The organism is Acidovorax sp. SRB_14 (assembly GCF_012932145.1).
Lineage (GTDB): Bacteria > Pseudomonadota > Gammaproteobacteria > Burkholderiales > Burkholderiaceae_C > Simplicispira.
In genome coordinates this window covers 34,243-60,623 of the sequence record NZ_MWOK01000008.1, presented here as the reverse complement: position 1 = coordinate 60,623, position 26,381 = coordinate 34,243, and the positions used below count along the sequence as shown (strand labels likewise).

18 protein-coding genes, 2 tRNA genes and 2 pseudogenes are annotated in these 26,381 nt (G+C 60.9%); 14 read left to right on the top strand and 8 right to left on the bottom strand.

What is annotated here, in order from left to right:
- Positions 1-9: 9 nt before the first annotated feature.
- From B2J86_RS08245 to B2J86_RS08210, 8 genes and pseudogenes are all read left to right on the top strand, one after another.
- Positions 10-1,005 (top strand): tripartite tricarboxylate transporter substrate binding protein, encoded by a 996-nt coding sequence (locus B2J86_RS08245; protein ID WP_169635638.1) that lies wholly within the window; start codon positions 10-12, stop codon positions 1,003-1,005.
- A gap of 126 nt (positions 1,006-1,131) precedes the next feature.
- Complete coding sequence (uvrC, locus tag B2J86_RS08240; RefSeq protein ID WP_173025202.1) at positions 1,132-3,096, top strand: excinuclease ABC subunit UvrC; 1,965 nt, start codon at positions 1,132-1,134, stop codon at positions 3,094-3,096.
- A 44-nt stretch (positions 3,097-3,140) separates the two neighbouring features.
- The gene (pgsA, locus tag B2J86_RS08235; protein WP_169168285.1) at positions 3,141-3,710 is read left to right on the top strand and encodes a CDP-diacylglycerol--glycerol-3-phosphate 3-phosphatidyltransferase; all 570 of its coding nucleotides are present in this window, start codon (positions 3,141-3,143) and stop codon (positions 3,708-3,710) included.
- 67 nt (positions 3,711-3,777) lie between these two features.
- Positions 3,778-4,232, top strand: a pseudogene (locus B2J86_RS18125) (isocitrate/isopropylmalate family dehydrogenase); the annotation flags it as partial.
- 504 nt (positions 4,233-4,736) lie between these two features.
- Complete coding sequence (locus tag B2J86_RS08225) at positions 4,737-5,009, top strand: HU family DNA-binding protein (protein WP_024815362.1); 273 nt, start codon at positions 4,737-4,739, stop codon at positions 5,007-5,009.
- A gap of 15 nt (positions 5,010-5,024) precedes the next feature.
- A tRNA-Val gene (locus B2J86_RS08220) sits at positions 5,025-5,100 on the top strand.
- A gap of 60 nt (positions 5,101-5,160) precedes the next feature.
- Positions 5,161-7,086, top strand: a complete 1,926-nt coding sequence (locus tag B2J86_RS08215; RefSeq protein WP_173025201.1) for a SurA N-terminal domain-containing protein — start codon at positions 5,161-5,163, stop codon at positions 7,084-7,086.
- Positions 7,087-7,135: 49 nt separating this feature from the next.
- Positions 7,136-7,211, top strand: a tRNA-His gene (locus B2J86_RS08210).
- 287 nt (positions 7,212-7,498) lie between these two features.
- On the opposite strand, the gene B2J86_RS08205 is transcribed toward B2J86_RS08210, so the two are convergent.
- On the bottom strand, positions 7,499-7,867 hold the full coding sequence (locus B2J86_RS08205; protein ID WP_173025200.1) for a single-stranded DNA-binding protein: 369 nt from the start codon (positions 7,865-7,867) through the stop codon (positions 7,499-7,501).
- 354 nt (positions 7,868-8,221) lie between these two features.
- Here B2J86_RS08205 and B2J86_RS08200 point away from each other — a divergent pair, with 354 nt between their 5' ends.
- On the top strand, positions 8,222-9,499 hold the full coding sequence (locus B2J86_RS08200; RefSeq protein WP_173025199.1) for an integrase family protein: 1,278 nt from the start codon (positions 8,222-8,224) through the stop codon (positions 9,497-9,499).
- A gap of 588 nt (positions 9,500-10,087) precedes the next feature.
- Here the strand turns inward: B2J86_RS08200 and B2J86_RS08195 are convergent.
- From B2J86_RS08195 to B2J86_RS08180, 4 genes are read right to left on the bottom strand one after another with little or no spacing between them, the layout of a single operon-like run.
- Positions 10,088-11,155 (bottom strand): SAVED domain-containing protein, encoded by a 1,068-nt coding sequence (locus tag B2J86_RS08195; RefSeq protein ID WP_173025198.1) that lies wholly within the window; start codon positions 11,153-11,155, stop codon positions 10,088-10,090.
- Positions 11,156-11,198: 43 nt separating this feature from the next.
- Positions 11,199-11,675, bottom strand: a complete 477-nt coding sequence (locus B2J86_RS08190) for a Mov34/MPN/PAD-1 family protein (RefSeq protein ID WP_254068011.1) — start codon at positions 11,673-11,675, stop codon at positions 11,199-11,201.
- 2 nt (positions 11,676-11,677) lie between these two features.
- Positions 11,678-13,396 (bottom strand): ThiF family adenylyltransferase, encoded by a 1,719-nt coding sequence (locus tag B2J86_RS08185; RefSeq protein ID WP_173025196.1) that lies wholly within the window; start codon positions 13,394-13,396, stop codon positions 11,678-11,680.
- Positions 13,393-14,406 carry a nucleotidyltransferase gene (locus tag B2J86_RS08180; protein WP_173025195.1) on the bottom strand — a complete coding sequence of 338 codons (1,014 nt, stop codon included), beginning with the start codon at positions 14,404-14,406 and terminating at the stop codon, positions 13,393-13,395. Before B2J86_RS08180 ends, B2J86_RS08185 begins: the two co-directional genes overlap by 4 nt.
- 266 nt (positions 14,407-14,672) lie before the next feature.
- Here B2J86_RS08180 and B2J86_RS08175 point away from each other — a divergent pair, with 266 nt between their 5' ends.
- Positions 14,673-15,908, top strand: a complete 1,236-nt coding sequence (locus B2J86_RS08175; RefSeq protein ID WP_216842326.1) for a hypothetical protein — start codon at positions 14,673-14,675, stop codon at positions 15,906-15,908.
- Positions 15,909-16,218: 310 nt separating this feature from the next.
- On the opposite strand, the gene B2J86_RS08170 is transcribed toward B2J86_RS08175, so the two are convergent.
- Positions 16,219-17,403, bottom strand: a complete 1,185-nt coding sequence (locus tag B2J86_RS08170; protein ID WP_173025193.1) for an ATP-binding protein — start codon at positions 17,401-17,403, stop codon at positions 16,219-16,221.
- Between the two features lie 229 nt (positions 17,404-17,632).
- Here B2J86_RS08170 and B2J86_RS08165 point away from each other — a divergent pair.
- From B2J86_RS08165 to B2J86_RS08150, 4 genes and pseudogenes are all read left to right on the top strand, one after another.
- Positions 17,633-18,602: pseudogene (locus B2J86_RS08165) on the top strand (IS481 family transposase).
- Between the two features lie 228 nt (positions 18,603-18,830).
- Positions 18,831-19,352, top strand: coding sequence for a hypothetical protein (locus tag B2J86_RS08160; protein ID WP_173025192.1), 522 nt, complete (start codon positions 18,831-18,833; stop codon positions 19,350-19,352).
- Between the two features lie 355 nt (positions 19,353-19,707).
- Positions 19,708-21,507 carry a caspase family protein gene (locus B2J86_RS08155; RefSeq protein ID WP_173025191.1) on the top strand — a complete coding sequence of 600 codons (1,800 nt, stop codon included), beginning with the start codon at positions 19,708-19,710 and terminating at the stop codon, positions 21,505-21,507.
- A 21-nt stretch (positions 21,508-21,528) separates the two neighbouring features.
- Positions 21,529-22,395 carry a glycoside hydrolase family 25 protein gene (locus B2J86_RS08150; RefSeq protein WP_173025190.1) on the top strand — a complete coding sequence of 289 codons (867 nt, stop codon included), beginning with the start codon at positions 21,529-21,531 and terminating at the stop codon, positions 22,393-22,395.
- A 432-nt stretch (positions 22,396-22,827) separates the two neighbouring features.
- Here B2J86_RS08150 and B2J86_RS08145 read toward each other — a convergent pair whose 3' ends face one another.
- Positions 22,828-23,184, bottom strand: coding sequence for a hypothetical protein (locus B2J86_RS08145; protein ID WP_216842325.1), 357 nt, complete (start codon positions 23,182-23,184; stop codon positions 22,828-22,830).
- A 24-nt stretch (positions 23,185-23,208) separates the two neighbouring features.
- Positions 23,209-26,187, bottom strand: coding sequence for a TrlF family AAA-like ATPase (locus tag B2J86_RS08140; protein WP_173025249.1), 2,979 nt, complete (start codon positions 26,185-26,187; stop codon positions 23,209-23,211).
- Positions 26,188-26,381: the final 194 nt, after the last annotated feature.

The window sequence follows — 26,381 nt, the reverse complement described above, 5'->3', positions numbered from 1 at the left end:
AGACAAACCATGAAAACCACCCGAAAACAATTCAACACCCTGATGTTCGCGGTGCTCGGCGGCGGCGCGGCCCTGGCCAGCAGCGGCGCCTGGGCGCAGCCGGCGGCCTACCCGGCCAAGCCCATCACCATGGTAGTGCCCACGGCCGCGGGCGGCACCACCGACCTGTCGGCGCGCATGCTGGCGCAGGCGCTCGGCCCCGTGATCGGCCAGTCGGTGGTGGCCGACAACAAGGGCGGCGGCAACGGCAACATCGCGGCTTCGGTCGTCAAGCGCGCCGAGCCCGACGGCTACACGCTGCTGATGCAGTACTCGGGCTACCACGTGATTTCGCCGATCGTCAGCAAGCAGACCCCGCCCTGGGAGCAAAAAGACTTTGTGCCCGTGGCCAATGTGATCTCGGCGCCGCAGATTATCGTGCTGCGCGCCGACCTGCCAATCAAGACCATGGCCGAGCTCGTGGCCTACGCCAAGGCGCACCCGGGCAAGCTCAACTATGCCTCGTCGGGCAATGGCTCGCTGCAGCACGTCACCGGCGCCATGCTCGAGCAACAGGCGGGCGTGAAGATGATGCACGTGCCCTACAAGGGCACCGGCCCGGCCCTGCAGGATCTGCTGGGTGGCCAGGTGGACCTGACCTTCGGCACGGCGCCGCCCTTCATGCCGCACATCCAGTCGGGCAAGCTGCGCGTGCTGGCCGTCACCAGCAAGGAGCGCCTGCCCAGCCTGCCCGAGGTGCCGACCACGGCCGAGGCCGGTTACCCGCAGGTCGATGCGACCTCGTGGTTTGCCGTGTTCGCGCCGGCGGCCACGCCCAAGCCGGTGATCGACAAGCTCACCGCCGACATCGGCAAGGTGGTGAACCAGCCGGCGTTCAAGCAAAAGGTGCAGGAGCAGGGCGCCACGGCCGACTACCAGAACCCGCAACAACTGGGCGACAAGGTCAAGTCCGACTTGGCGCGCTGGACCACGGTGGTCAAGGCGTCGAAGATCGAAGCCGACTGATGCGGCCGGGATTTCGGGTCTTTTAAGCCTGCAGCGCTTGCCACACAAGCGCTTGCAGCTATTGATTCAATAGCTGATGGACTTGGTCCGCGCATGGGCTGCGGGCACGCGGCCACAATACGCACCATGTCCGACGTGCATTCCGACGAACTCCTGGCACAGGTGGCCGCGCTGCCGCCGCTGCCAGGCGTGTACCGCTATTTCGACGCCCAGGGCGCGCTCTTGTATGTGGGCAAGGCGCTCAACCTCAAGCGGCGCGTGTCCAGCTATTTCCAGAAGAGCCACGGTGGCACGCGCACCGGCCACATGGTCGGCAAGATCGCGCGCATGGAGACCACCGTGGTGCGCTCCGAGGCCGAGGCGCTGCTGCTCGAAAACAACCTCATCAAGTCGCTGCAGCCGCGCTACAACATCCTGTTTCGCGACGACAAGAGCTACCCGTACCTGAAGATCACCGGCGTGGCCGCCCGGGACGGCACGGGCGATGCGCCGGGGCAGGCCTATCCGCGCCTGGCCTATTACCGCGGCGGCATCGACAAGCGGCAACGCTACTTCGGCCCCTACCCGAGCGCCTGGGCCGTGAAGGAAACCATCCTGCTGCTGCAGAAGGTGTTTCGCCTGCGCACCTGCGAGGACACGGTGTTTGCCAACCGCACGCGGCCCTGCCTGCTCTACCAGATCAAGCGCTGCACCGCGCCCTGCGTGGGCCTGATTTCGCGCGAGGCCTACGCGCAGGACGTGGCACACGCCGAAGCGCTGCTGCGTGGCGAGACGCAGGCGCTGCTGCAGCAGATCGAGGCGCGCATGATGGCGCACTCGGACCGGCTCGAATTCGAGCAGGCGGCCGAGCTGCGCAACCAGATCACGGCGCTCTCGCGCGTGCTGCATCAGCAGTCGATCGAAACCGCCTCGGACAAGGACGTGGACATCCTGGCCGTGCAGGTGCGCGGCGGGCGCGCCTGCGTCAACCTGGCCATGGTGCGCGGCGGCCGCCACCTGGGCGACCGCGCGTACTTTCCGGTGCATGTCGAGGATGCCGCGGCCGTGTTCCATCCCGAGGGGCCGGACGACGGCACGGACGCGGCAGAGGCTGCGGCCGCGCGCAGCGTGGAGGCGCAGGTGCTCGAAGCCTTCATCGCCCAGCACTACATCGCCGTGCCGGTGCCGCCCACGCTGGTCACCAGCGAGCCCGTGGACCGCGCGCTGCTCGACGCCTTGGGCGAGCAAAGCGGCGTGCGCGTGCACGCCGTGCACCAGCCGCGCGGGCAGCGCCGCGCCTGGCTCGACATGGCGCAGCAGAACGCCGGCCTGCAGCTCGCGCGCCTGCTCTCCGAGGAGGGCTCGCAGCAGGCGCGCACGCGCGCCCTGGCCGAGGCGCTCGACCTGCCGCAGGAAGACCTCGACGCGCTGCGCATCGAGTGCTTCGACATCTCGCACACCGCCGGCGAGGCCACGCAGGCGTCGTGCGTGGTGTTTGCGCAGCACAAGATGCAGAGCAGCGAATACCGCCGGTACAGGATCGAAGGCATCACCGGCGGCGACGACTACGCTGCCATGCGCCAGGTGCTCACGCGCCGCTACAGCAAGGTGGCCGAGGCGCAACGCGAGGCCGGCGGCGCCGAACCGGCACCGGGCCAGGCGCGCCTGCCCGACCTGGTGCTGGTCGATGGCGGCAAGGGCCAGGTCAGCATGGCGCGCGAAGTGTTCACTGCGCTGGGCCTGGACCTGTCGCGCATCGTCGGCGTCGAAAAGGGCGAGGGCCGCAAGGTGGGCCTCGAGGAGCTGGTGTTTGCCGACGGGCGCGAAAAGGTCTACTTGGGCAAGGACTCGGCCGCGCTGATGCTGGTGGCGCAGATCCGCGACGAGGCGCACCGCTTCGCCATCACCGGCATGCGCGCGCAGCGCGCCAAGGTGCGCGTGGGCGGTGGCCAACTCGAAGAGATCGCCGGCGTGGGGCCGAAGAAGCGCGCGCGCCTGCTGCAGCGCTTCGGCGGCGTGCGCGGCGTGGCCTCGGCCAGTGTCGAAGACCTGGCGACGGTGGAAGGCATCTCGCACGATTTGGCCGAGGCGATCTACCGCGCGCTGCGCTGATGCGCGCGGCCGGAGGCTGCGCTTGGCATGACACAATCGCGGCCATGTTCTGGACCATTCCCACCATCATGACCTGGACGCGCATCGTCGCGATACCTTTGATCGTGGGGGTGTTCTACACGCCCATGGCGCCCGAGCTGCAAAACCTCATCGCCACCGTGATGTTCGTGCTCTTTGCCGCCACCGACTGGCTCGATGGCTTCCTGGCACGCAAGCTCAACCAGACCTCATCGTTCGGCGCCTTCCTCGACCCGGTGGCCGACAAATTCCTGGTCTGCGCCTCGCTGCTGGTGCTGGTGCACCTGCAGCGCGCCGATGTGTTCGTGGCGCTGATCATCATCGGGCGCGAGATCGCGATTTCCGCGCTGCGTGAATGGATGGCCCAGATTGGCGCGGCCAAAAGCGTCGCGGTGCACATGCTGGGCAAGCTCAAGACCACCGTGCAAATGGTGGCCATCCCGTTCTTGCTGTTCGACGGTCGGCTGTTTGGACTGATCGACGCCGGCGTGTGGGGCACCTGGCTGATCTGGCTGGCCGCCGTGCTCACGGTGTGGTCCATGGTCTATTACCTGCAGAAAGCCGTGCCCGAGATACGTGCGCGCGTCAAGAAGTAACCATTTCACCCAAGCACGCCTTTGGCGCGCATGCACGCAGCGCTGGAAGCTGTTAATTCAGGGGTAAATCCTGGCGCATCGGATTGCCGTCACAGCCGGTGACGGCATTGGCAAGCAAGCTGTGCCCGAGGGGCTGCGCGTTCTGGACGAGGCCGCGCGCGAGCCCGGCATCGCACTGCAGTTCGACCACGCGGACGGCTCCATCTGGGACTGTTGCGAACGCCACGGCAAGATACTGCCCGACGCGCGGAAGGCGCAGATCGGCGGCCACGCAGCCGTCGACTCCGGCGCCGTCGGCTGGGCCGAAAATTCCCGACCATGCCTCGTTGTGGGGCCCGCTGCGGCTGTTCCGACGCGAGTTCGACCCGTGCGTGAACTGCGTCCGGCGCGCCTCATGCCCGGCATCCCCGTATCCCCGTATCCCCGTATCCCCGCGCCCGGGTGCGGCGTGACGGCAGCGCCCGTCTGCCCGGCGGAAACGACATGCCAATCGTGCGCGATGACACCGACATCGGCGGGCGCGGCATCGCCAACCCGATGGGAAGTCCTGGGGCGGCGCGCTGGTGCTCGACTTGCTCAGAGTCACCGTGCCGCGCACAACGCGATGATGTTGCCGGCCATTGAAACCGTTCTGATGCCGCGCAACCGCGGGCCGCGCCCCCGATATGGGCGGCGCGGCGACGACTCAGGATCTGGGTCGGGCCAGTGGCCAAGCCTCAGATGCGGTCGTGGGACTTAGCTGGGTGTGCGTGTCAATCGGGGAAAGTGTTTGGGGCCAGCGCCCGACAAAACCTCCCGCAAGCCCCGCTAGGCGGTGCTTTTGCGACTAGAATCCATTCCGTCGCTGTCCCAAACGGCGCACTATATTGACACCTCGAATGTCGATGGCTCTAATCGGACGTCACCGTGACCGCGGTGCACGCCAACCTCTCACTTGCCTTGCAAAAGCCCCTTCAAAAGGGCCTGGTGCGTGAACCGCCGATAGCCATGCGACATTCCATTAACTCTTATATCGAGAGGCTTTTTGTGAACAAAACCGAACTGATTGAGCACATTGCGACCAATGCCGACATCTCCAAAGCTGCCGCTGCGCGCGCCCTGGAGTCCACGATTGAAGCGGTCAAGAAGACCCTGAAAAAAGGCGGTACGGTGTCGCTCGTTGGTTTCGGCACTTTTGCCGTGGGCAAGCGTGCAGCGCGCACCGGCCGCAATCCCCGCACTGGCGCTGCGATTAAGATCAAGGCTGCTAAAGTTCCGAAGTTCCGTCCAGGCAAGGCATTGAAAGATGCCCTGAACTGACAGGCAATTGCGGTGGGGTCCTTAGCTCAGTTGGTAGAGCGGCTCCTTTACACGGAGTAGGTCGGCGGTTCGAGACCGTCAGGACCCACCATCACCGAACAAAGGCGAACGTGAGTTCGCCTTTTGTTTTTTTGTCATTGAAAGATTGACCATGTTTGAATCCATCCGCAAGCACTCCAAGATCACGATGTTCTTGCTGTTCTTGTTGATCGTTCCGTCGTTCGTGCTCGTCGGTATCGACCGAAACTACTTTTCGGGCGGCAGCCCCGTGGTGGCGCGGGTCGATGGCCACGACATCACGCAGGCCGACTGGGACAATGCCCACCGGGTGGAGTCGGACAGGGTCCGTGCGCAGCAGCCGACGCTGGACGCCAGGCTTCTGGATTCGCCGCAGGCGCGTTATGCCACCCTGGAGCGCATGGTGCGAGATCGGGTGCTGCAAGTGGCGGCCCAGAAGATGCACCTTGCCACCAGCGATGCGCGCCTGGCGCGCAGCCTGCAAGAAATCCCGCAGATTTCCGCTCTCAAGCGCGCGGACGGCACGCTCGACGTCGAAGCCTACCGTGCCCTTGTCGGCGCGCAGGGCATGACACCCGAAGGCTTTGAGGCCACAGTGCGCCGGGATCTGGCGGTCAACCAGGTCTTGGGTGGCGTCATGGGCACGGCCTTTGCCACGCAGGCGCAGGCCAATGTGTCACTCGATGCCTTGTTCCAGCGCCGCGAAATCCAGGTCGTTCGTTTCGATCCCGCCGATTTCGCGGCCCAGGTGAAGCCCAGCGAGGCAGACCTGGAGGCCTACTACAAGGCACACCCGGCGCTGTTCCAGCAGCCAGAACAGGCCGCGGTGGAGTATGTGGTGCTGGACCTCGACAGTGTTCGTGCCGGCATCACACTCAACGAAGACGATCTGCGCACCTACTACAAGGAAAACGTCGCCCGCCTGGCAGGCAAGGAAGAGCGCCGCGCCAGCCACATCCTCATCGCTGCGCCCAAGGACGCACCGGCCGCCGAGCGCGAAAAAGCCAAGGCACGCGCTACGGCGCTGCTGGAGCAGGTGCGCAAGGCGCCTGCCAGCTTTGCCGACGTGGCGAAGAAATCGTCCGAAGATTCGGGCTCTGCAGCCCAGGGCGGCGACCTGAACTTCTTCGCGCGCGGCGCCATGGTCAAGCCGTTCGAGGACGCGGCCTTTGCCCTGAAAAAGGGCGAGATCAGTGACCTGGTGGAAAGCGATTTTGGCTACCACATCATCCTGCTGACCGACATCAAGGCGCCGCGCCAACCGAGCTTCGAGGAACTGCGTCCTTCGATGGAGGTTGAGCTCAAGCAGCAGCAGGCGCAGCGCAAGTTTGCCGAAGTGGCCGAGGCGTTTGCCAATGCTGCCTACGAACAGTCGGACACGCTGCAGCCGGTGGTGGACAAGCTCAAACTCAAATTGCAGACGGCCCAGAACGTAACACGCACGCCTGCGCCCGGTGCCACAGGACCTCTGGCCAACGCGAAGTTTCTGGAGGCGCTTTTCTCCGCAGACTCGCTGGAGCACAAGCGCAACACCGAAGCCGTGGAAATTGCACCCAACCAGATGGTGGCGGGGCGTGTGACGCAATACAGCCCGGCACGCACGCTGCCGTTGCAAGAGGTGCAGGCGCGCGTCAGGCAGCTGTACATCGGTGACACATCGGCAGAATTGGCCCGCAAGCAAGGCGAAGCCAAGCTGGCCGCCTGGGTGGCCAAGCCCGACAGCGCGACCGGACTCTCGGCCCCTCTGGTCGTGGCCCGTGATCAACCCCAGAACCAGCCCCGCGCTCTGGTGGATGCGGTCCTGAGCACCAAGGCCGACACATTGCCTGCCTGGACGGGTGTCAGCCTGGGGGCGCAAGGCTATGTGATCGCCAAGTTGGGCCGCGTGCTGCCGACCGAGACCGTCGATGCACAACGGGCTGCCCAGCATCTGCAGCAGTACGAACAGTGGTGGGCAGGTGCGGAGGGCATGGCTTATTACGAGATGCTCAAGGACCGCTTCAAGGCGCAAATCAAGGTGCCGCGTCCCACGGCCACTGCAGATGTCGCTGAAAGATGAGTGGAATGAGCGTGGAGTCCAGTTTTTCACGCTATAATACAAAGCTACGGTGGCTGTAGCTCAGTTGGTAGAGTCCAGGATTGTGATTCCTGTTGTCGTGGGTTCGAGCCCCATCAGCCACCCCAAGTAAACTAAAACCCGCTGTCTCGCGATAGCGGGTTTTTTATTTTTTGGACCCTGCCGAACAGGGCTGGCCTATCTGTCTATGGCAAAAAACCCGCGCGTAGCGGGTTGTGAAAACAGCGCAAGGTCAACAAAAAATCAGCGCCAGGATCGCGGCGTCGTCGGCCAGGTTCAGCTGTGCATAGGCGGCACAGCGGTAGATCCAGAACACAACGGGGTTGGGCCAGACTGCGAGGGCCGCGGCGTGGGTGGCGCTGGGTTCTCGCGGTCGAATCCGGGGTATTTGCGCTCAGGAGTCCAGGGGCTCGTGCGGCAACTCGCGCGGTTCGGGCGATTGCATGGCAGCCCGTTTGTGCTGAACGTGGTATGCCGTCAGCACTTGGTGCGCCACCATGTCGAGCGATGGGCGCACCACGCCCTGTTTGTCGCTCCAGACCTTGGGGGTCAGACTGCCCGCAAGGGTGACGGAGTCACCATCGCTGAGCGCCAGCAAGGCCGCGCAGGCGGCGCCGTCAAATGCGATCACGTTGACAAACAGCGGTGTTTCGCCGTCGCCGGCGGTTGCGCGCACCTTGGCCATGGCAAACGGTTTGCCTGCCTTGCCCAGGCGTTTTTCGGGCGTGCCGTACAGCTTGCCGCCAATCAGTCCATCAATCACGTTGTATTCCTTGCCTGCCAAGCTGTTTAGTTCATTGTCCTGGCTCGTGCATTGCCTTGTAGCGCAAAAAAATAAGCCCCGCTACCGGATTGGATAGCGGGGCTTATCTTGCTTTGTTGGTGCCGGAGAGATGAATCGAACACCCGACCTTCTCATTACGAATGAGTTGATTTGCGTGTTGATCGTTGTTCGAGTTCATGGGAAATTCTTTTCAAATCATCAAGTTACGATAGTTTTGCCTGATTTTCGGAGGTGCGTGTGTTGATCAAAATGCGTTAGGATGTCACAAATTCTCTTACATCGGCCGTTACATGCTGTCGGATGTAAGACCTTCGACATGCCTTCTACGCGCAGATGCCAAAAGACAACCTAACAAAACCTCGCATCAATGCCTTCAAGTGTCCTGACAATCGCGCTCAAGACTTTTTGTGGGATCTCGATGTCAACGGGCTTGGTGTCCGAGCCACACCACGTGGTAAGACTGCCTTTGTTTTTCAACGACAGCACAACGGGCGCACGGTTCGGATAACCATTGGAGGGACCGACGCATGGACGATACCAGATGCTCGCATTAAGGCCCGCGAACTTCAGCGTCAATTGGATCAGGGCGAGGACCCCGTTGCTGCAAAAAAGGCGAAGATCGCAACCGCGGCCGCTGAGCGTGTGCGCCTCAGCACCCAAGGCATCACCGTCGGTGAAGTATGGCCAGTTTACCTTGCGCAGGGAAGGCCAAAAGGGAAGGACGGATTCAAGCCACGTTATTTGCAAGATTTGCGATTGATGGCGTCGCCTGGGGGTGTAGCAAAGAAACGCGGCCAAGGCCTAACGAAAGCTGGACCAATCTATTCGCTGTTGTCCATGACCATCGCGGAGTTGGACGAAGACCGGCTTTTAGATTGGTACAGAGAGCAAGAGACACGCGGTCGAGCACAGGCTGCTCGCGCGTTGATGATGTTCCGAGGGTTTTTGCGGTGGTGCTTGGCCCAACCCCAGTACAGGGCGATTGCCAAGTGCGCGCAGGAGTCTGCCAAGGCGCCTGCTCTTGTGGGTGAGTTGCCTGCGCTCAAGCGGCGCACCGATGCGATTGAGCAGTCCCAATTGGCGGGTTGGTGGGCTGCGGTACTTCAGCTGCCCAACCCTCACATAAGCGCATACTTGCGCGCCCTGGCGATGACGGGCTTGCGGAGAGAGTCTATGGCCAATCTCAAATGGAACGAGGTGGATTTTCGGTGGAAGAAAGCTACTTTCATGGACAAGGTTCACGGCACCAGAGTCATTCCCTTGGGGGACATGCTGCTCAAGATACTGAATTCCTTGCCAAAAATCGGCGAGTTTGTTTTTGCCGGCCGCGGTAAGACTGGACACGTTGCAGACCCTCGAGCCAGTATGAGATCGACACTCGCAGCTGCTGGTCTTGATCATGTGTCTATTCACGGGCTTCGTCGCACGTTTGCACTGCTGGCAGAGGAGTCGGGTATCCCGACAGGTGCTGCGGCCCAATACATGGGGCAAAGCCCGAGTGGGACGCATGAAGGGTACAAGCCACGGAGCATCGAGCAGTTACGTGTCTATATCCTTCGTGTCGAGGCTCACTTGGAGCAGCTGGTGGAGCAGGGGGCTTCGCATGAGTAGCTAGCGAGGCTTCGCGTGGTCACTCTAGAGAGACAGGTAAGGGGCGAACGTGCGTTTCAACTGGTTGGGCCCAGCCGAGGGTGCCCGGTGCTCATCATGCCGACTCAAAAGTGGATTCCATTCTTTTATCCAGCAATTCGATGATGACTTCGCAGCGGTTGCTGTCGGCCGTGAGCGCACCGTAACCTCGCGGTCTGCTCCAGCAGCGACCCTTGCAGGCCCGACGGCCGGTTTCAGATGAGCAGCCGAAGTCGGGTGCATGTCGCTGCAAACTTTTATCTTGAACGTCCGATGCCCCCGATTGCGAGCTAGTGCTCACGACCCAACGCGGGCATTTGCAGAATCGACTTGAAGGTCGGCGATGCAGCGATTGCCGCCCTCCGTCGGCCTGGCACCAAGGATCGCTGTTGGTCAGCTTCCGGTCATTCGCTGGACAACCGGCAGGTCTGGTTCAATGGCGGCTATCGATGGCAAATTGCAACTGTTCGCCTAAAGGCTGCAAGCCGCGGCGGCCACCATGGCGCCGACAGCGAGTTGCGCGAGTCGAGTATTCATGGCTCTCCCGCCTTGAATGCTTTCAACGGCTGCCTACCGGAGCCGCAGGGCCGGCCGCCAGCTCGGCGCGCGCCATTCCCAAACGTGGACCTCCTCGAAAACCTTGGGCAGCAGAAGCCGCCCGATCTCGACGCTGGCCGACAGCGGTGTAGTCGGGTGCAGGTGGATGACCCGAGCGCCGGACCTGTGCAGGTTCAGTAGGAAGGCGTTGAACTCCCGCCGGAAATCCAGCATGTGGGCTTCGGTGCGGATAATGCCGCGGTTGGGCTCGACGGCCGTGAACTCGACCGTGTTCATGTCGGTCGGCACCTGCGCGATGTTGGAGATGTTGACCATCACCGCCACTTCCCGGGGCAGCTTATCCGGCACCGTGTAGGTGAACTTTGGCGCTGGGCAATCCAAGCGTCGATCCCAGAGCCACTGGTCGCCCGGCAGGTCAAGGATGCTCGCCTCGGTCTTGTCGCCCAGCAAGGTGCCCAACTTCATCAACATCGGGATGGGAGCGAACGCGGCGATGGTGAGGTGGGCGGCGCCGTTCTTGGCCTCGATGGCAGGCTGAATCCGGCGGTCAAAGAGCTGACCCAGCGCGGTTTCCGCCCGCGCCCAGAAGTCAGGATCGTTGTCCTGGATGTCGAAGTCGCTTTTGTCGATGAAGACATGGTCGGCACCGGGGAAGAGCGTGTAGTCGCTGTTCTGCAACATCGCATAGTGCACCTGGCCCAAGGTGATGGTGGGCTTGTGCTCGGCAATCGGAAAGGTCATCAAGATGAGCAGGCTGTCCCGCGTCCCCACCGCGGAATAAATGCGCTCGATCCGGGCCTCGTGCTCCCGCTTCATGGCGCTTAGCTGCTCGGCGGTAAACTCGTTGTTTTGGCCGTGCCGGTCGATGCGGCTGTGACAGCCGAAGCAGGCCAGCATCAGGTTGCTCGCATCCTTGGCCAGTCGTTCGGACTCGCCGAGGATGCCGCGCGGGCCGTCCGGGCTGTCGGCCACGATATGGGCGTACTCGCCGACATTACAGCGCGCCTTAGTCAGAAAGTCGCGCCCGACCGGCTGGTTGCAACCCCGGAACTCGCACCGGCCGGCGGCCGCGATCCACAAATCCCGACGCACATCCTTTGGGATGTTGGCCCGATCTTGAGTCCTAGCCACGCTTCACCTCTCGCTTCAACTCCCTGAAAGTGCCGCGGCGGCTCAGGGTCCAGACGCGGACGCACCGGGTGCCCACGATTGGAAAAAACAGCAGGTCGCCCTCGTAGGCGTCGCGCGAAACGGCCTGGGCCCAGTCGTTGCGGTCCACGCCACTGGGCGTCGGATCGGCCTCGGGATGGGTGTGCCAGAGGCCCAGGTAGGCCATCGTGCTGGACTGGATCTGCCAGCGCTCCCGCGCCAGGGACTCGTGCCGTCTTGAGCGGAAAAAGCTGAACCTGCTGCGGCGGTCGCTGTCCTGCGGCGTCGTGACCTCGTCGACCACCACATCATGCGAATCCAGCAGATGCCGGCCTAGCAGCACGCCACCGGCTTCAGCGTTCCGCCAGCGTCTCTGTGCGTAGGCCTGCATTTGCTCTACGGCGCCGGGCACCAAGATCAGGCGCTGGCGCTCTGTGACGCGGAAGACCATCTTCAAGGCTTGCTCCTGCATCGTTTGCAGGGGCGCCCGAAGACCCTGCGCGTGCCTTCAGCCTGGGAGACGGCCGACGCGATCTGGTGCCAGGGTGTCATCTTCAGCCCAGCCTCGGTGGCCGCTGCACCTTCGCCCACCCAGAAACGGTACGACGCGGATCCCGAATTGCCTATGGCGCGCAGCATATGCTCCGCCGCCATGATCCCGGTTTTGCGGGCCTGCAGGGCGCCGAACGGCATGAAAATGCTGGCGCAGCCGGTCAAGTTGCGAGTAACGGCCTGGTCAGGCTCAAGGTAGGACGTGCGCGGGGACAGCGATGGCTCGCCCTCGTCGTTCCGGTACAAACAGTCCAGGCAACCTTCGGCGTCAGTCCACGTCAGGATGGAGTGTCCGCCCAGGTCGAGCGCCTCCAGCCATGTGAAGACGATGGGCAGCTTCAACCCGGTGCCCCGAAAGAAGCGGGCGAATGACCGCTCGACCGAGGGGGCGCCGAATGCGACCACTATGCCGTCGAGGCCGGCCAGCACCTTGGAATCAATCCAGTCCTGCGCAACATCATTGACCGCGGTGACTTCCAGGCCGGGGTAGTGCTGGGTCAGCCGGATCTTTAGCGCGCGGACCTTGGAAATGTCGACCCACAGCGGCTCCAGCAGGTGCCGGAACACGTTGTCCTCAGAGAACTCGTCATGGTCGACCAGAGTCAGCTTGCCGACTCCAGCGGCCGCGAGCGCATCCGCCACGACCGAGCCGATCGCTCCGCAGCCGAGCACCGCCACATGCTTGCCGAGCAGGTCCAATGACGCGCCGCCGCGCTCGCGCATGTACTTCACAGTGTGGCGCCGGATGGTGAGCGGCACCACTGGGAACTTTGCATCGACCACGCCGCCCCTGGCCGTGAACGCCACGCCGATCAGCGAGTCGCCGCCCGCGGCCCGGGGCACGGACAACAACAGGGTTATTGGACGCGGGCCGTTCTTGGACGGGCCGATCATGCCCGCCCAGAGCTCCAACTGGGCTGTCGACAGGCTGACTCGGATCGCCTCGATGTAGTCGGCGGTCAGGACCTCAGGATGCGCTGGCGGCAACGGGACGTCGTCGAGGTGCAGGTACAGGGCGCGCTGCGCCGCCAGGCTCTTGGCGTCGAACTCGGTGGGCGGGCGCTCGTTGCGCTCGGTCAGGAACCAGGTCTTCGCCTTGGCCTTGTCCTTGGCGTCGACGTAGGCCGTTACTAGGCGGTCCTTGCGGTCCACCTCGAAGCGGATGCGGCCACGGGCTGCCTGCGGCAGGTGCGACCAGTAGCCCTCCAGCTCGTTGAAGAACTCGGTCTTGCTGGCGGCCGGATCGGCAGCCCACTTCTCCAGCAGGTCGTAGGCTTCGAGTAGGGTGTAGGCGACGACATCGGCCCTGCGGTCGATGTCCAGCGACGTGCCTTGACCGTCATTGACGCAGACGATGCCCTCGTAGCTGACGTGGGGCAGCAATCCACGCATCGGAGCAAGCCAAACTTGCGGCATCAGCAGGCTCTTCTCCTCGGCCCGGATGTAGAGCTCCCAGGTTCGGTTCGCACCCTGGAGGCGCACACCCAGTTTTCCCGGGTTGGCGTCGTCCAGCCGCTGCGGAGTCAGGCCGCGCCTGCTGCACCATTCAAGCAAGGCGGCGAAGGCGATGTCTTCGGGCACCGGCCCGCCAGGAGGCGCGGCGGATGGCGTGTCGGTCAAGCGGAGCTACCGGTGTTGATGACCGGAGCCGTAACGGCCTTCGCGGTCTCAGCCTTCTCGGGCACCTTGAAGTCGTCGCCGAACTGCTTGTTCAGGATCTTGCAGGCGTCCTCCGGCAGGTCCTCGCTCTCCGCTGCCTCCAGGGCGTCGCGCAGGGCCTGCAGGCGCTCCCAGAAGTTCTCCATCTGGCCTTTGGTCATGTGCCCCATCAGATCGCCATAGGGCGTGACGGGCAACTGCACCTTGAGCCGCGAATAAAGGCCGTCCTCCATCGTGAAGTCGGTCTCGGAGCGGGAGAGCATCGCGTTGGTCCAGTCGAGCATGGCCAGCAAGTCCAGCGGCTTGCCCGCGGTGCTGAAGTTGGGTTTGAACCACTCGCGTGCAGCGACGGTCAGGGCGATGCTCAGCGGCGCGCCGCCGTTGCGGAACTGGACGTGGCGCCAGCGCTTCAGGTAGCGGATACAGCGGCGGTACTGCGCGAGCTCGTCAGCGTCGGTGAAGGCGGTGCGAATGAGTTCCGTCAGCTTCTTGGGGTCGGAGACCTGCCAGACCCGGAACTCGGAAGCCGAGCCTTCCTTGCCCTTCGCCAGGTCCAGCATGTCGTCGTCGCGCTTGACGTAGATGGCCAGGTCGACGTGATAGTCGGCCATGCCGTTCACCAGATAGTTCACCGTCACGCAGGGGCGGCGGATGGCCACGGTGCGGAAGTTCGAGTTCAGCGCGTCGCGCACCTTCTGCTTCAGCACCACCGGGTCGGGGTACTTGTCTTGCTTGCAGTCGAAGACCAGACCGACGTCGATGTCGTAGTTGCCGTCCACGGGCACGACACCGGTGAACATGGAGTAGCTGCCCTGGTTGAAGTACTCGAACGTGGGCACGTCGTCGCCCATCTTGGCCTTGAGCGCCTTGATCAGGGTGTCGCGCTTCATGCGGAGCTTAGCGTTCTCGTCATCTTCGTCGAGCTTGATGGCGCTGTGGAAGCCTTCAAACTGCTTCTGTACTGCTGGCATCGTGTATTCCTTGTCTTCAGAAAATAGCCAGACCAGGGCTCCCGCGAACAGTCCAAGGCCGAGTAGTGGGTGCATGGTGCAGATGAATCGCAATCCGTTACATTTTACGGAAAAGCACGCTATATGTGTGGTCATTCGGTTTTTCAACCACTACTGCTAGTGTTGCGCCACAAAATTTCCAGCGATGAAAAAGCGGGATAGATTGCGCCCGTAGCGCCCCATAGCCCATGACCGACATAGCCACTGAGGCCTACGATCTCCCGCCTATGCCGACCACGAAGGAGGAGAAGGAGCACTTCCGGCGCGTCGCGGGCGAGTTGTTCAGCGTGCAGTGGCTGGAGTCGGCGCAGCAGCACCGTCTGCAAAAGCTATGGCACCGAAAGGATGAACTCGCCCAACTCGAGCTGGCGTCGCTGGGCCATGCCATCGAGGCGCTGGCCAAGCACGGCAAGTGGCTGAAGGACACCGCACGCGCGGCGCGCAATCAGCCCGCCGGCGGTCACGGCCACCTCTTCGAGATCATGATGCTGGGCGGGCTGGCAGCTGGGGGCTCCAAGGTGAGGCCAATGCCGGCGCGCACGGCCGGCTATGACGCGCAAATCACCCTGCCGGACGGTCACATGTTGCGCGCTTCCATCAAGAACCACGACTTGTCCAGCCACGAGGCTGCCTTTCGGGAGGGCTGTCAAGTCCTTGATGCTGTTGCGCGTGCGCGCGTGGCAAGCTCGGGCGGCTCATGGAGCCTGACTGCCGGGTCGCTCACGCACATGGGCAAGCGGACGCTGCAAGCGCTGGTCGAGCAGATGCAGGTCATGCCGCTGATGGGATCCGGGCGGCAATACCGTCTGCCGGGCAGCGAGACAGCCATCCAGTTCTCGCCGCTGATGTTCCCAGGCATACAGCCACCTTCCTATCAGTTGGTGGTTCGGTCGCCGGCGCACGCCAATGAACAGGCGAATTTCAGGAACAAGCTGCTCAAGGCCATCGACGCCTTCGCGCTTCACTCGCCGCTGTCGGAGCTATACAGCAATGTCATCTTCATGCGCGTGCACGCCACCGCCGATGTGGATGCCTTGCGAAGCTTGGCCAGCGAACTGCTTCAGCAGCCTGGCTGCGTGGTCGGCGCGGTGTTCTTCACTCAATCGTCGGTGGCGCGGGAAAAGTCGGGGTCGGTCATCTCGTACTACCTGCCTGTCGCGCTGACCAGCCGCTACATGCAGCGAGGGGTGAAGCTGGCGGTGATGCAGCTAAGCGGCAAGGTCGTGAACCGGCCGACGGCTTTGCAGCTGATGTCGACGCACGGTTCGCTGGGGGATGTGACTGGGCAGTATCTGTTTCAGCGTGGGCACCTCTACTACCCCCTGCGGGTTGGCGACAAAGCGTTGTCGCTGGCGACCCCTGGCCCAGGCATCCAAACGTCGGCGGTTTTCCGTGACGCCGGTGGTGCCGAGGCGGTCTTCACGGTGCGGCGGCCTGATGACGAAGAGCTAATGGTGTTGTGAAGGCGGAGAAGGGTTTGTGCCTAGGAAATTGGATAAACAGAGGCTCTATACCCATTTGCATGGGCCAGGCCCGTGCTTCCCCTTTCACTACATCCGATATCTATGAAATTTAAGCCTCCCCACTTCCACAGGTCCATCCGCGCGCTGGCCACCGTCATTCGCCGCCTAGGCGACGAAATTGACTCGGGCGCCTACACCATGGCCATCCGTTCGGAACGCGCGGACGCTGCGGTCGCCCAATATCAGCACGAAATACGGCCTAGCCTGTCGCAGGCAGCACACAGACACCGCTCACTCGTCCTCCGCGCAGCTACGCTTTGCTCGGTTTCTCCACGTAGTTGCGGATTAGGTACTCGTTGAACATGGGAACGGTGAACGCAATGTCGCCGTGAGATGGGCTGTAGATCATTCCCTTGCTGATGATCTGCGCGCGCCGCGGGCCCAGGCTTTGATGGGTTTCTTTAAGTGCGTCTGCGACGTCCGATGATCTATACGGCCCGGCACCAAGTTTGGCCATCGCGATAACGTACTCTCGCTCCTTAGGCGTTAAGCGATCAAATCGTACCTTGAAGAAGCCTTCGTCCAGCCGTTTTGTCGCCTCTCCTGCAGCCTTCGATGCATCCTCTAGCTTGATGCGCGGCCCCTCGGCGATGTTCCAGCACTGATAGCCCCACTCCTGCAGAAAGTAGGGATAGCCTTTGGTCTTTGCCAGAATCTCTCTGATTGCGGTGTCGTCAATTTGCTCACCTTCACCCTCGATTGGCTGCCTAATTGCGGTCTCCGCATCCGCCTCCACAAGCGCACCAACCGCAGGGTAGTGAAAGAGCCGTTCAGCGTAGGATTTCGCATCGCCCGAAAGAGCCGCAACCTGTGGCAGCCCCGCACCGAAGAACAAAACTGGTAGGTCTCTCTGGTTAACCTTGTGGAGAGCGACTATCAGAGCTGCCAGATCCTCAGAGCGCAGGTACTGAACTTCGTCAATGAGAAGCGTCCAGGCCTTACCGGCTGCCTTTGCAGCTTCGCCTACGCGTACGAACAATTCGGGTAGGTCTGCCTCCATATCTCCGCTATCAGCGACGCCTATTTCCGGATCAACCGAAATTGAAGTATCTCCGTACGAGAGCTTGAACGCAGAGGCGAAAGAGCGAAGTGCCCGAAGAGCCTGATGGACTTTGGCCTTCGCGTTCTCCGAAATCGAGAGTTTGCGCAAGGCTTGATTGATCTTTGGCACGAGCAACTCACTGAGCGCCTTTCCCTCTGGCGCTTCGATCGAGGATGTCACGTGCCCCGCGGCTTCGGCCATCTCTTCGATTTTGTTCAGTAGCACCGTCTTTCCTACGCCACGCAGCCCAAGCAGCATCTGTGAGCGGCTGGACTTACCTAACAGCGCCCTTTGAATTGCTGTCTGCGCGTCCTGAAGGATGGTTTCCCGTCCGGCAAGCTCTGGCGGCCTACTCCCGGCGCCCGGGGCAAATGGGTTTCTCACGGCGTCCATGGGATCTCCTGTAGCGTGAACTCTATGAATTGCTATGCAAGTATATTACGTTTGAGATATACATGCATAGAGAAAGCTAGAAAATGGGAACTCGTCACGCATCCCGGCGTGCTGCCTAGCTGTCGCATCTCAGACGATTGCATCGATCCAACCGCTATCCACTCTTCATGGCCAGAGCCGTGCTAAGGGAGTTGATAGAGTCCTTGCAATCCACCCGGGAAGCCAAGCCATGTTGATTGCCCTGCACAAGAACGCACGCACCACCCCCGCCGTGCGTGCCGAGATAGCAGCCAGCGACGAGACAGCCAGTGCCCTAGCCCAGCGCTTTGGGATCACGGAATAGACGGTCTACAAGTGGAAGAAGCGCTCTATCTTTTGGGACCGCTCGCACACGGCGCACCGCCTGCAGACGGTGCTCACACCGGCACAAGAGACAGTGGTGGTCCACCTGCGGCGCACCTTGCTGCTGCCCCTGGATGACCTGCTGGCGGTCACGCGAGAGTTCATTTGTCCCCATGTCTCGCGCTCGGGCCTGGACAGGTGCCTGCGCCGCCATGGCGTGGGCAACTTGAACGCCCTCAAACCCAAGACGCCCAGCGAGCCTCACAAGGCGTTCAAGGGCTACGAGCCAGGCTACCTGCACATGGACGTGAAGTGCCTGCCACAGATGCAGGACGAATCGCAACGGCGCTTCCTGTTCGTGGCCATTGAGGGTCACGCGTTGGGTGTTCGTGCAATTCAATGCCAACAAGAAAGCCGCCAGTGCACAGGCGTTTCTGTAGGCCCTGCACAAGGCCTGTCCGATCAGGATCGACAAGCTGCTGACCGACAACGGCAAGGAGTTCACGGATCGCCTGTTTGCCAGCAGGGAGCGTGAGCCCAGTGGCAACCATGAGTTCGACCAGCTGTGCCAGGCGCTGGGCATAGAGCACCGACTTACCAAGCCCAGGACCCCGAGAACCAACGGCATGGTGGAGAGATTCAACGGCCGCATAGCGGATGTGCTCAAGACCCACGGGTTCAACAGCCGAGACGACATGGAGCAGACCTTGCTGCGCTATGTGGCATTGTACAACCACCAGTTGCCGCAGTCAGCGCTGGGCAGCAAGACGCCTATGCAGGCCATGAAGGGCTGGCACCAGGAGCACCCGCAGCTATTCCACAAGCGGCCATATGATCGGCCGGGATGCGACATCTAGGCCATAAAGTGAACGTACGATCGCGCTTTCGTTTGCTGTCGGCTATTGGCCTCAAACGGGGCGGGGTAGCCGCTCTCAATGTCAGTGGCCCCTAGCGATAGCCTTAGCAAGCTATACGCCGTCCAACACGAGAATTACTGAGTCCTTTAAAACTTGCGCGATGCCAAGAATCCACTTATTCTCAGCGCCATGGAGGTTCGCGAGTACTGAATACTCGAGAAATCAGCAATGCCATTTTCCCTCGGTCAACTACTGCTCAAAGTCGCGCCCGGTGTCATTGTAATTGTCATCATCGGCGGGTTTGGATTTTACTTTGGCATGAAGGTAAAGCAGGGCGAAGTAGACAAGCTGCAGGCTCAACTAGCTGAGTACCAATCACTAGGCCAGCGCGTCACGGACCTGAAGGCGGCTATCGATGAGTCGATCAAGGAAAAGAATCAGGCGCTGATCGAGGCATATGAGCGCGAAATTGACAAAGTCCGCACGGATTTCGGCCAGGCGCGCACGGGGCTGGCTGAGGCTACGGCCGCGTTGAAACGCGGCGGCGTTTCTATTAAAAATTCGACCGCGTCGCTTGCAACAACTATCGGAAAGCTTCCCGTCGGGAGTCCGGAGCGCGAGGCCAAGGTCATGGAGGCGCTGTCGATCATGAGCGATCAGAACAAGTTACAGCAGTTGTGTACTGTGACGTCTATCGCGGACGCGCAATTGATAAAGCTCAAGACATCCTATTCGATGGGCATACCATGAATGTAATTCGCCTCGGGACCTTTGTCGTGGCGCTTGCTTGCGTTGGATGTAAGAACGTGCTCATCAGGCCTGCGGCTGTGCCAGAGTGCACTTCACCCGAGTTGAAGAACGCGTGCGTCGCAACGGCTACGCTTGCGCCGCAAGTAACCTACGGTGACCTACCAGACGTAGCTCTGCGCACACGTCAGGATTTCGTGGAATGTCGCAATGCCTATTTCACGTTGCTCAAGTCCTATCAATTCTGCACAGGTCAACTAAAGCAGTTCAACGAAAAGCTAAAGAGGCTCGAGAACGAGGCCAAGAGCAAATACAACGATTTGGAGGTCATGGAAGACTAACGCATTTAGGAGGAATTATGACTCCATCAATTAAGACAATACGGCACAGCACATGGCCGCTGTTCGCATTTGCGCTCGGTGCCGCATCTGCCTATGGTCCTGCGCACGGGCAGCAATCGCTGACAAAAATGCTTGAGCCCACGAGGTTCGCGCTAGTCATTGGCAACGCAGACTACGGCGAATACGGGAATCTTCCCACTTTGGGTTCGCCGTGCTCTGACGACAAGAGCGAGAAGAGCGATACGAAAGTGGTAGCCGATGCCTTGACGGCAGCCAACTGGAGCGTTGACACCGTGTGCAACTTGACCACGGATCAACTTGAGAACAGGATAACGAAATTTAATAATAAGGTTCGTCGCGAACCGCGTGCGTTCGGCATCATCTACTTTTCTGGCCATGGGGCCGAGGTGGCGGGCACAAATTACCTCTTTGGCGTCGACGCCAATGTCAATGTAAAGGTTGAGTTCGACACCTATAAAGAAAATCCGAACGCAATACTATTTGGCGGCTCTGCCGTGCCGCTGGACAGAACGATGCGACAAATCGAGCCGCTCTGGAACAAGGCCGTCGCTGTGTTTATCGATGCATGCAGAACAAACCCGATACTGGACAAATTACGCGATGCAGGTCTCGATTTGATCCGGTACCCTGCCAAAGCATCGGAGCCATACAACATTCTCTATAATTTTTCGACCGTCGCTGGGGAGCCTTCTCCGGACGGCGCTCCTGGCGGAATTACGCGATACGCGCGCGTCATGGCTAGCGTTATCCGAGCTCAAACAACCGCCCAGCCAGATGAACTTGATCATCTTATAAGCGCCATCGGAAAAGGAGTCATCGTCGATAGCCGTCGACGCCAGTTGACCGGGCGAGCCGGGATTATCTTTCGTCCACCGAGATTCTGCATTAGAGGATGCCCGACCCTCGAAGAGGATTGGAAGACCTATTACGAGGAATTCGGCCCAATAACACGGCAAAAAATCCTAACAAGTTTTGTCAAGCTTGCTAGCACAAGCGCGGCACCAAATCTCTGGCGCGTATCTGCGAAAAACACGGTGTTTGCGCAGGCCGCGGCGCCACCTGATCTCACCCACACGTTAACGCCGGCTGCGTCTGCGGCCACAGCTGCCGTACCGCCGCCGACGCGTAAAGTACGATTCGATATTCTCTATTGCGCCGGTGATGCTGCCACCGATCAGCGGCGCGTGAAGTCCGAAGGAATTCGCGAGCACCTAATCCGTCTCACTGGAACCAACTCCCCCGTGGGCGGCTTCGAGGTGGGCGAAGTCCGACTCATTCCAGTTCCGCCCGCCGTGAACCAGGCGCTCTACAAGGCGCGTGATTCTGTGCTGACCTTTAACCGGGATAGCCCCGCTCAAAAGGCCTGGGCAACGAGTTTGCAGTCAAACCTCGTTCCGCAGGTTCGCATCGAAGAAAAGCCAGGCTCTGCCTCCGACTACATGACGATCCTAGTGTGCGACGGCGCCATGTCGACCCTGGCGGGGCCCACGATCTATGTGCAGGCGGCCACGAGAGAGCAGGTGGGGAAGGCTTCAGCACTTGGCGTGAATTTGGCTCAGCAGTTGCCTAACGCGAAAGTTGCTAAGGGAATTGAGGTGATTGAGAAGTCTCCCAATGAGACTGAGATCCGATACTTCTCGAAAAGCGAAGCTGACGATGCCGCCGAGGTGGCGCGTGCGATTCAGGAGATATTGAACCGGAAGGTTAAGGCTCGCTTCGTGCCTGGGTATCACACCAAGCTGAACGGGGCACGGTTGATCGAAGTATGGATTGGTAAGAAAGAAAGCCCTCAATAGTCACTATGGAGGAAACATAATATGCGGAAGAAGAAAGTAATCGCGGTAGCCGCTATCGTGCTTCTCGCTACTTTTGCTTGGGCACAGCCGAGTGCTGAACCCACCTGGGTTGACCTTGTCGATGACCTTTCGCGGTCGCAGCTGGCAAGGTACGAGCTACTTCAATATACGGACCCCGGGAATAAAGAAGTAGTTAGGGAATTCGTCTTTCCCGAGCACGCGAATGACGGCGTTTACGGCGTAGATGTTTCCCATCACAACGGGCAGGTACCATGGACAAATTTCGCAGTTTCGGGTGTGAAATTTGTTTATATAAAAGCCAGCCAAGGCGCCAACTTCCGTGACCCGAAATTTGAAGCCAACTGGCGTGCGTCGGCAGACGCGGGCATTATTAGGGGGGCCTATCACTTCCTCACCGCAGGGGCGGATGGGGCGGAGCAGGCAAAAAATTATCTCGCGCTCGTCACTAAGTCTGGCGGGTTTGCAGGCAATGACCTCACTCCCGTGCTGGACCTAGAATGGGATTTTGAGAAGGTGGGCGACGCCAAAGTGGATCGCTGGTCCAAGCTTCCTGTGGACGAGATTGTTCGGGTGGTGAAAGCTTGGCTCGACACAGTGGAGGGAGCGACGGGCCGACGTCCGATGATCTATACCGCGGCCTCGTGGTGGAACGAGAGGATGGCGGGCAGCCTGCTGCTTAAGGACTATCCGCATTGGATCGCAGACTATCGCCAGCTGAACTTCAAAAACGGCGCGCCACTGAAAGTCATGCAGCACGACTACCTGGTTTGGCAGTTCACCGATGTGGGCGCCATCGGTGGAGCGGGCGTGAAGTTCGACGTTAACAAGCTCAAGGGCAAGGACCTTGGGGTGCTGTCAGGGAAGTAATGAACACCCCAGTCGTTCCTCCATGCGCCCTGCTCACTCAATTGGAACGAACACGATTCCAAGGCTCTCGTCAGCTCTCGGGGGGCTACCGCTTTATTTTTCAGCCGACGCGGGTTGGCTGCCGCAGGAGCCCCTTTGGTCGCAACTTCCCGTTCACCTAGATGTGCGGTCATTCCGCCTACCGGCCCGATGAGCATTAGAGGTGTCTGGATTTGGTAGTACTGTTATCCTTCGCAGCACCGATCGCCAAGTGACTGCTGGTTGTCGGCGCCGACATCTGCGCGTCAACCACGACACCCCGAATTCAGCCTATTGCGGTAGTTCAATTCGAGCTGCCAAGACCCATTTGAGATCTTGGTCAATGACGCTCTAGAAATTTCCGGTCCACTAAGGCGTGCTTACATTTGCGCTCTGGAACAACGGACACGGCGCTCAGAGCTTGGAGGGCAACATCGGCAGGAACTCTACGCTCGTCCCCCTCACCAGTTCACGGTAGCTGATCAGCCGGCTTACCTTCTCTCCATCCTGGTTCTCCTGCAGACGCACCCATGCCCTCTGGGCCATAGCGGCATAGACCAGCTTGTACAGATATGTTGGCCCCGTTGCCGCATTGGATCCGATGCGAGGACCTGCGTCTGTGAACACCGGTCCCGTGATCACAAACACATCTCCCCCTTGGTCATCGGCAAAAAACCGCTTGGCACGCTTCTCGTCAACGAGCTCAATGCTCTGCCGGATGAGCCGCAGAGTCTCCAAAACCAGCGGAAAGTACTGACTGGAGTTCCACACCGAATTCGATCGGTGCGTATTGCTTCACATAGAGACGCGCAGACGCTTTGCACGCTCCTGGAACGCTCTCCTTCCCCCCTCCAAGATCGCGCACACCGATTCTCGAATCGCAGGCTCTTCTAGCCCCCCGGACACGTAGCTCATTCGTGGAAGGCGACCTGGTTCATGGTTGCCACAGTGGGCCACAATGACCTGATCGGCGTCGGTGTTGACGACAAGATTTGCGTTGTGGGTGACGATTATCACTTGCCGGCGTAGCTTTGCGCGCTGGAACTCGACGACGAGTTCGTCGTAAATCGACTGTGGATCCAAGTTCTCTTCCGGCTGGTCGACGATCAGTGGTCGATCATCTTGCGAGTCGACCGCGAGGTACAAGAGCAACAGCACGATTCCCCGGGTACCAGGCGATAGTCGCTCGATGGGAACACCGTCGAATTCCAAACCGTAGCTCACAGAAATGTGATCAGTACTGAACAGCCAAACCGACACTTGCCGCGCCCATGTCTTGAGTTCCATGTGTTCGGGGCGCTGCACGCGCAGATCGCCAGAATGCGCGCTTATGAACTGCAGGAGCGCCTCACCGGCACGCGCCGCGTCGCCGCTGCGCCAGGCTTCGTGCAAGGTGAGTTCCGCGATGTTCCGCAGGCTGCCTTTGCCCTTGAAGGCCCCTGAGGAGCGCAGGTCCAGTAGCGATTCACCCCTATCGCACCAAGCCGCCAGATCGACATCTCGCCGGACGGTGAAAGTCAGTTTCGCCAACGAGCCTTGGGCAACTGCAATCTGCGCCTTGAGCGGCTCATAGAGTTCAGCCAGCGCCTTTTCCTCATCAAGCACCGCCTGGAACACCCCCACGTAGGCGGCGCGGCGCTGCTGCCGCAGCGCTTCGAGGCGTTCTGTCGCACCTTTGCCTTTCACGATCTCCGCGTCGACCTTAGCCGCGGCGATCTTGGCCTTTGAAACTCGGTCGGCAATGAGCTTGAAGCGCCTTTCGTTCTGGGCGTCCATTCCCACCAGTTTGCGCAGCCTGGCCAACTCCTGCTCGAGCAGGGCCAAAGGATACTTTGACAAGTCGTCGCCTTCGGCCACCAACGCCATATTGGGATCGGCCTCGACATCTAGCGCAGGCGTTGCTGGCTCCCCCTCCAGACTGAGTAGCGTGCGCCGGGTCTCCAGCAGGCGCTGGGTCAGGACCGCGTCAACGTCTCCGGCAAAGACGAGTCGGAATTGATCCCAATCCGCGTTGGGCAATGCGGCATCCTCCCGATCCTGTCTCAAGTCGTCGATCATATTCGGCAGTACCTGCTCGCGCATGTTCTTGATGTCCGCTGTCAGGTGCTGCAGGGCCTCCAGCCTGACTTTCGCCTTGAGCACCTGAGCGCGCTTTGCATCCACGGCTTCAGACACCGTATCGTGGCGCTTGGCACGGATCTCATTGCCCTTAGGCATCAACGCCCTCATGTTTGTCTCGTCGTTCAGGATCGCCTTGTTCTTCTCGCCGAGATCCCTGGTCAACGCAGGAAGCCCATCTTTCCTCGCCTGCTCTAGCGTCATCGTCTCGGAAAGTCTAGAGATCGCGTCCACGTTTCTGCACCGGCTGGTGCGCGCGCCCTCCAGTCGGATGTCCAGCAGCTCTTCGTACGACGTGGCATCCAGACGATCCATGTCGGGGTGCGCGTCGAAGACCACGCGTTCGATCTCTCGCACCAGCGGGTCTTCCAGCCCTTCTGCCGAGCACAACTGGTCCACAAACTGCTGAGACAGGTACTGGACGTGCGGCGCGTCGATGAGGTCTTCGTCGTCCACGGCGGAGTACGCGTTGGAAGTGTCCTCGCCCGACTCCCAGCGCAACTGGGCTTCCGACTCCTTCAGGTGATCGGCGGCCCGACGCAGGAAGGACTTGTCGCTCAAATGCCTGGAGGCGGCACAGCCGCCCATGGCGATGAAGTCCGCGAGAGCTGTCTTGCCGGATCCACGAGCGCCGATGATCGCGACGAGACCCGGATTGAGCTGGATCGAGGCGGGCGCCATCCAAGGCGCGTTGCTCACAGACACTGACCGGATGGCGTTACTGGGCAACGCTCCGCGCGGTGGCTCCTTACCGATGAACGCGCGCCCCTCTGGGTTCATGCAGGCTTGGCGCAGCGTCTCGAAGCTCAGCGCGCCCTTGAGCCAGCAAAACCGGTCCAGAGCAGGCTTGCCGATTTTGGCGTGCGCATGCGCATCAGAGCCGTGCAGGCAGGGCTTAACGCCGCCCCACTTAGCATTCAATTCCTCCAGGGGCACGACGCCCTTTCCGAGGTAAAACGCTGCCTGCTTGGGGTTAGCGCTGAAGATGATGTGCGCGAACCCCTCTATATTGGTCCGCAGCGCGGCAAATGACGAAGACTCATCGCGCAGCCCCGACGTTCCATCGCGTTCCCCCACGGCGACGGCGATCAGGCAGTTGTTCCTGAACCAGTCGTTCGTCTCCCATGTCTCGCGCAGCTCCTCGAAGTCGATCTTGAACTGGTTCACGCCCGTAGTCAGGGCGGCTCCCTCATCGACTATGGATGCGTCATGCGCGCGGCCGAGCCGGATAAGCTCGGACCGCTCGCATCGGTATTCATCGCGCAGGTAGCGAAACTTGAAGCTGGCCATCAGCCGCCGTATCCGGTCCAGGTGATCGCTGTCGTCAGGCGAGAAAAGGAGGTGCGCGTTGATCGCCGAGCTGCTTGCGGTGCCGATGGATAGGCGGATCTCGATGTTGGGAAATAGTAACTCCACGCCCGGTAGGCTGCCAGTCGATTTCGCTTGGCATGCCTTCTCATACGTGTCCACGAGGAAGTAGTCCGTGATGCCGAGCGCCCGGATCGGTGGTTCTTGCTGGTTGACCCGGGTGAAAAACTCCTGCCAGGGGTAGTGCCCCGAAAACTGGTCATTCATCGCCGTGCCCGGCGCATGAATGTGCGGATCCCAGCGGTGCCACAACGATCCGCGAATTAAATCCACCTCGGGTTTGGTCATCTTTTTTCCCCTCCTATGCGTCCAGTCTATCGGCAGTTCATAGGCCCACTGAGATGTCCAGCGAATGTGGTGCATCAACCGGTCGAATACGCCCTGCATACCAGTCGCTTGCCAGACGTATGTCAACTTTTTCGCTTCTGGCCGATCTCTGCTTCATGGCATATGTACCTTGTGCAAGTATTGGTTGAATACAT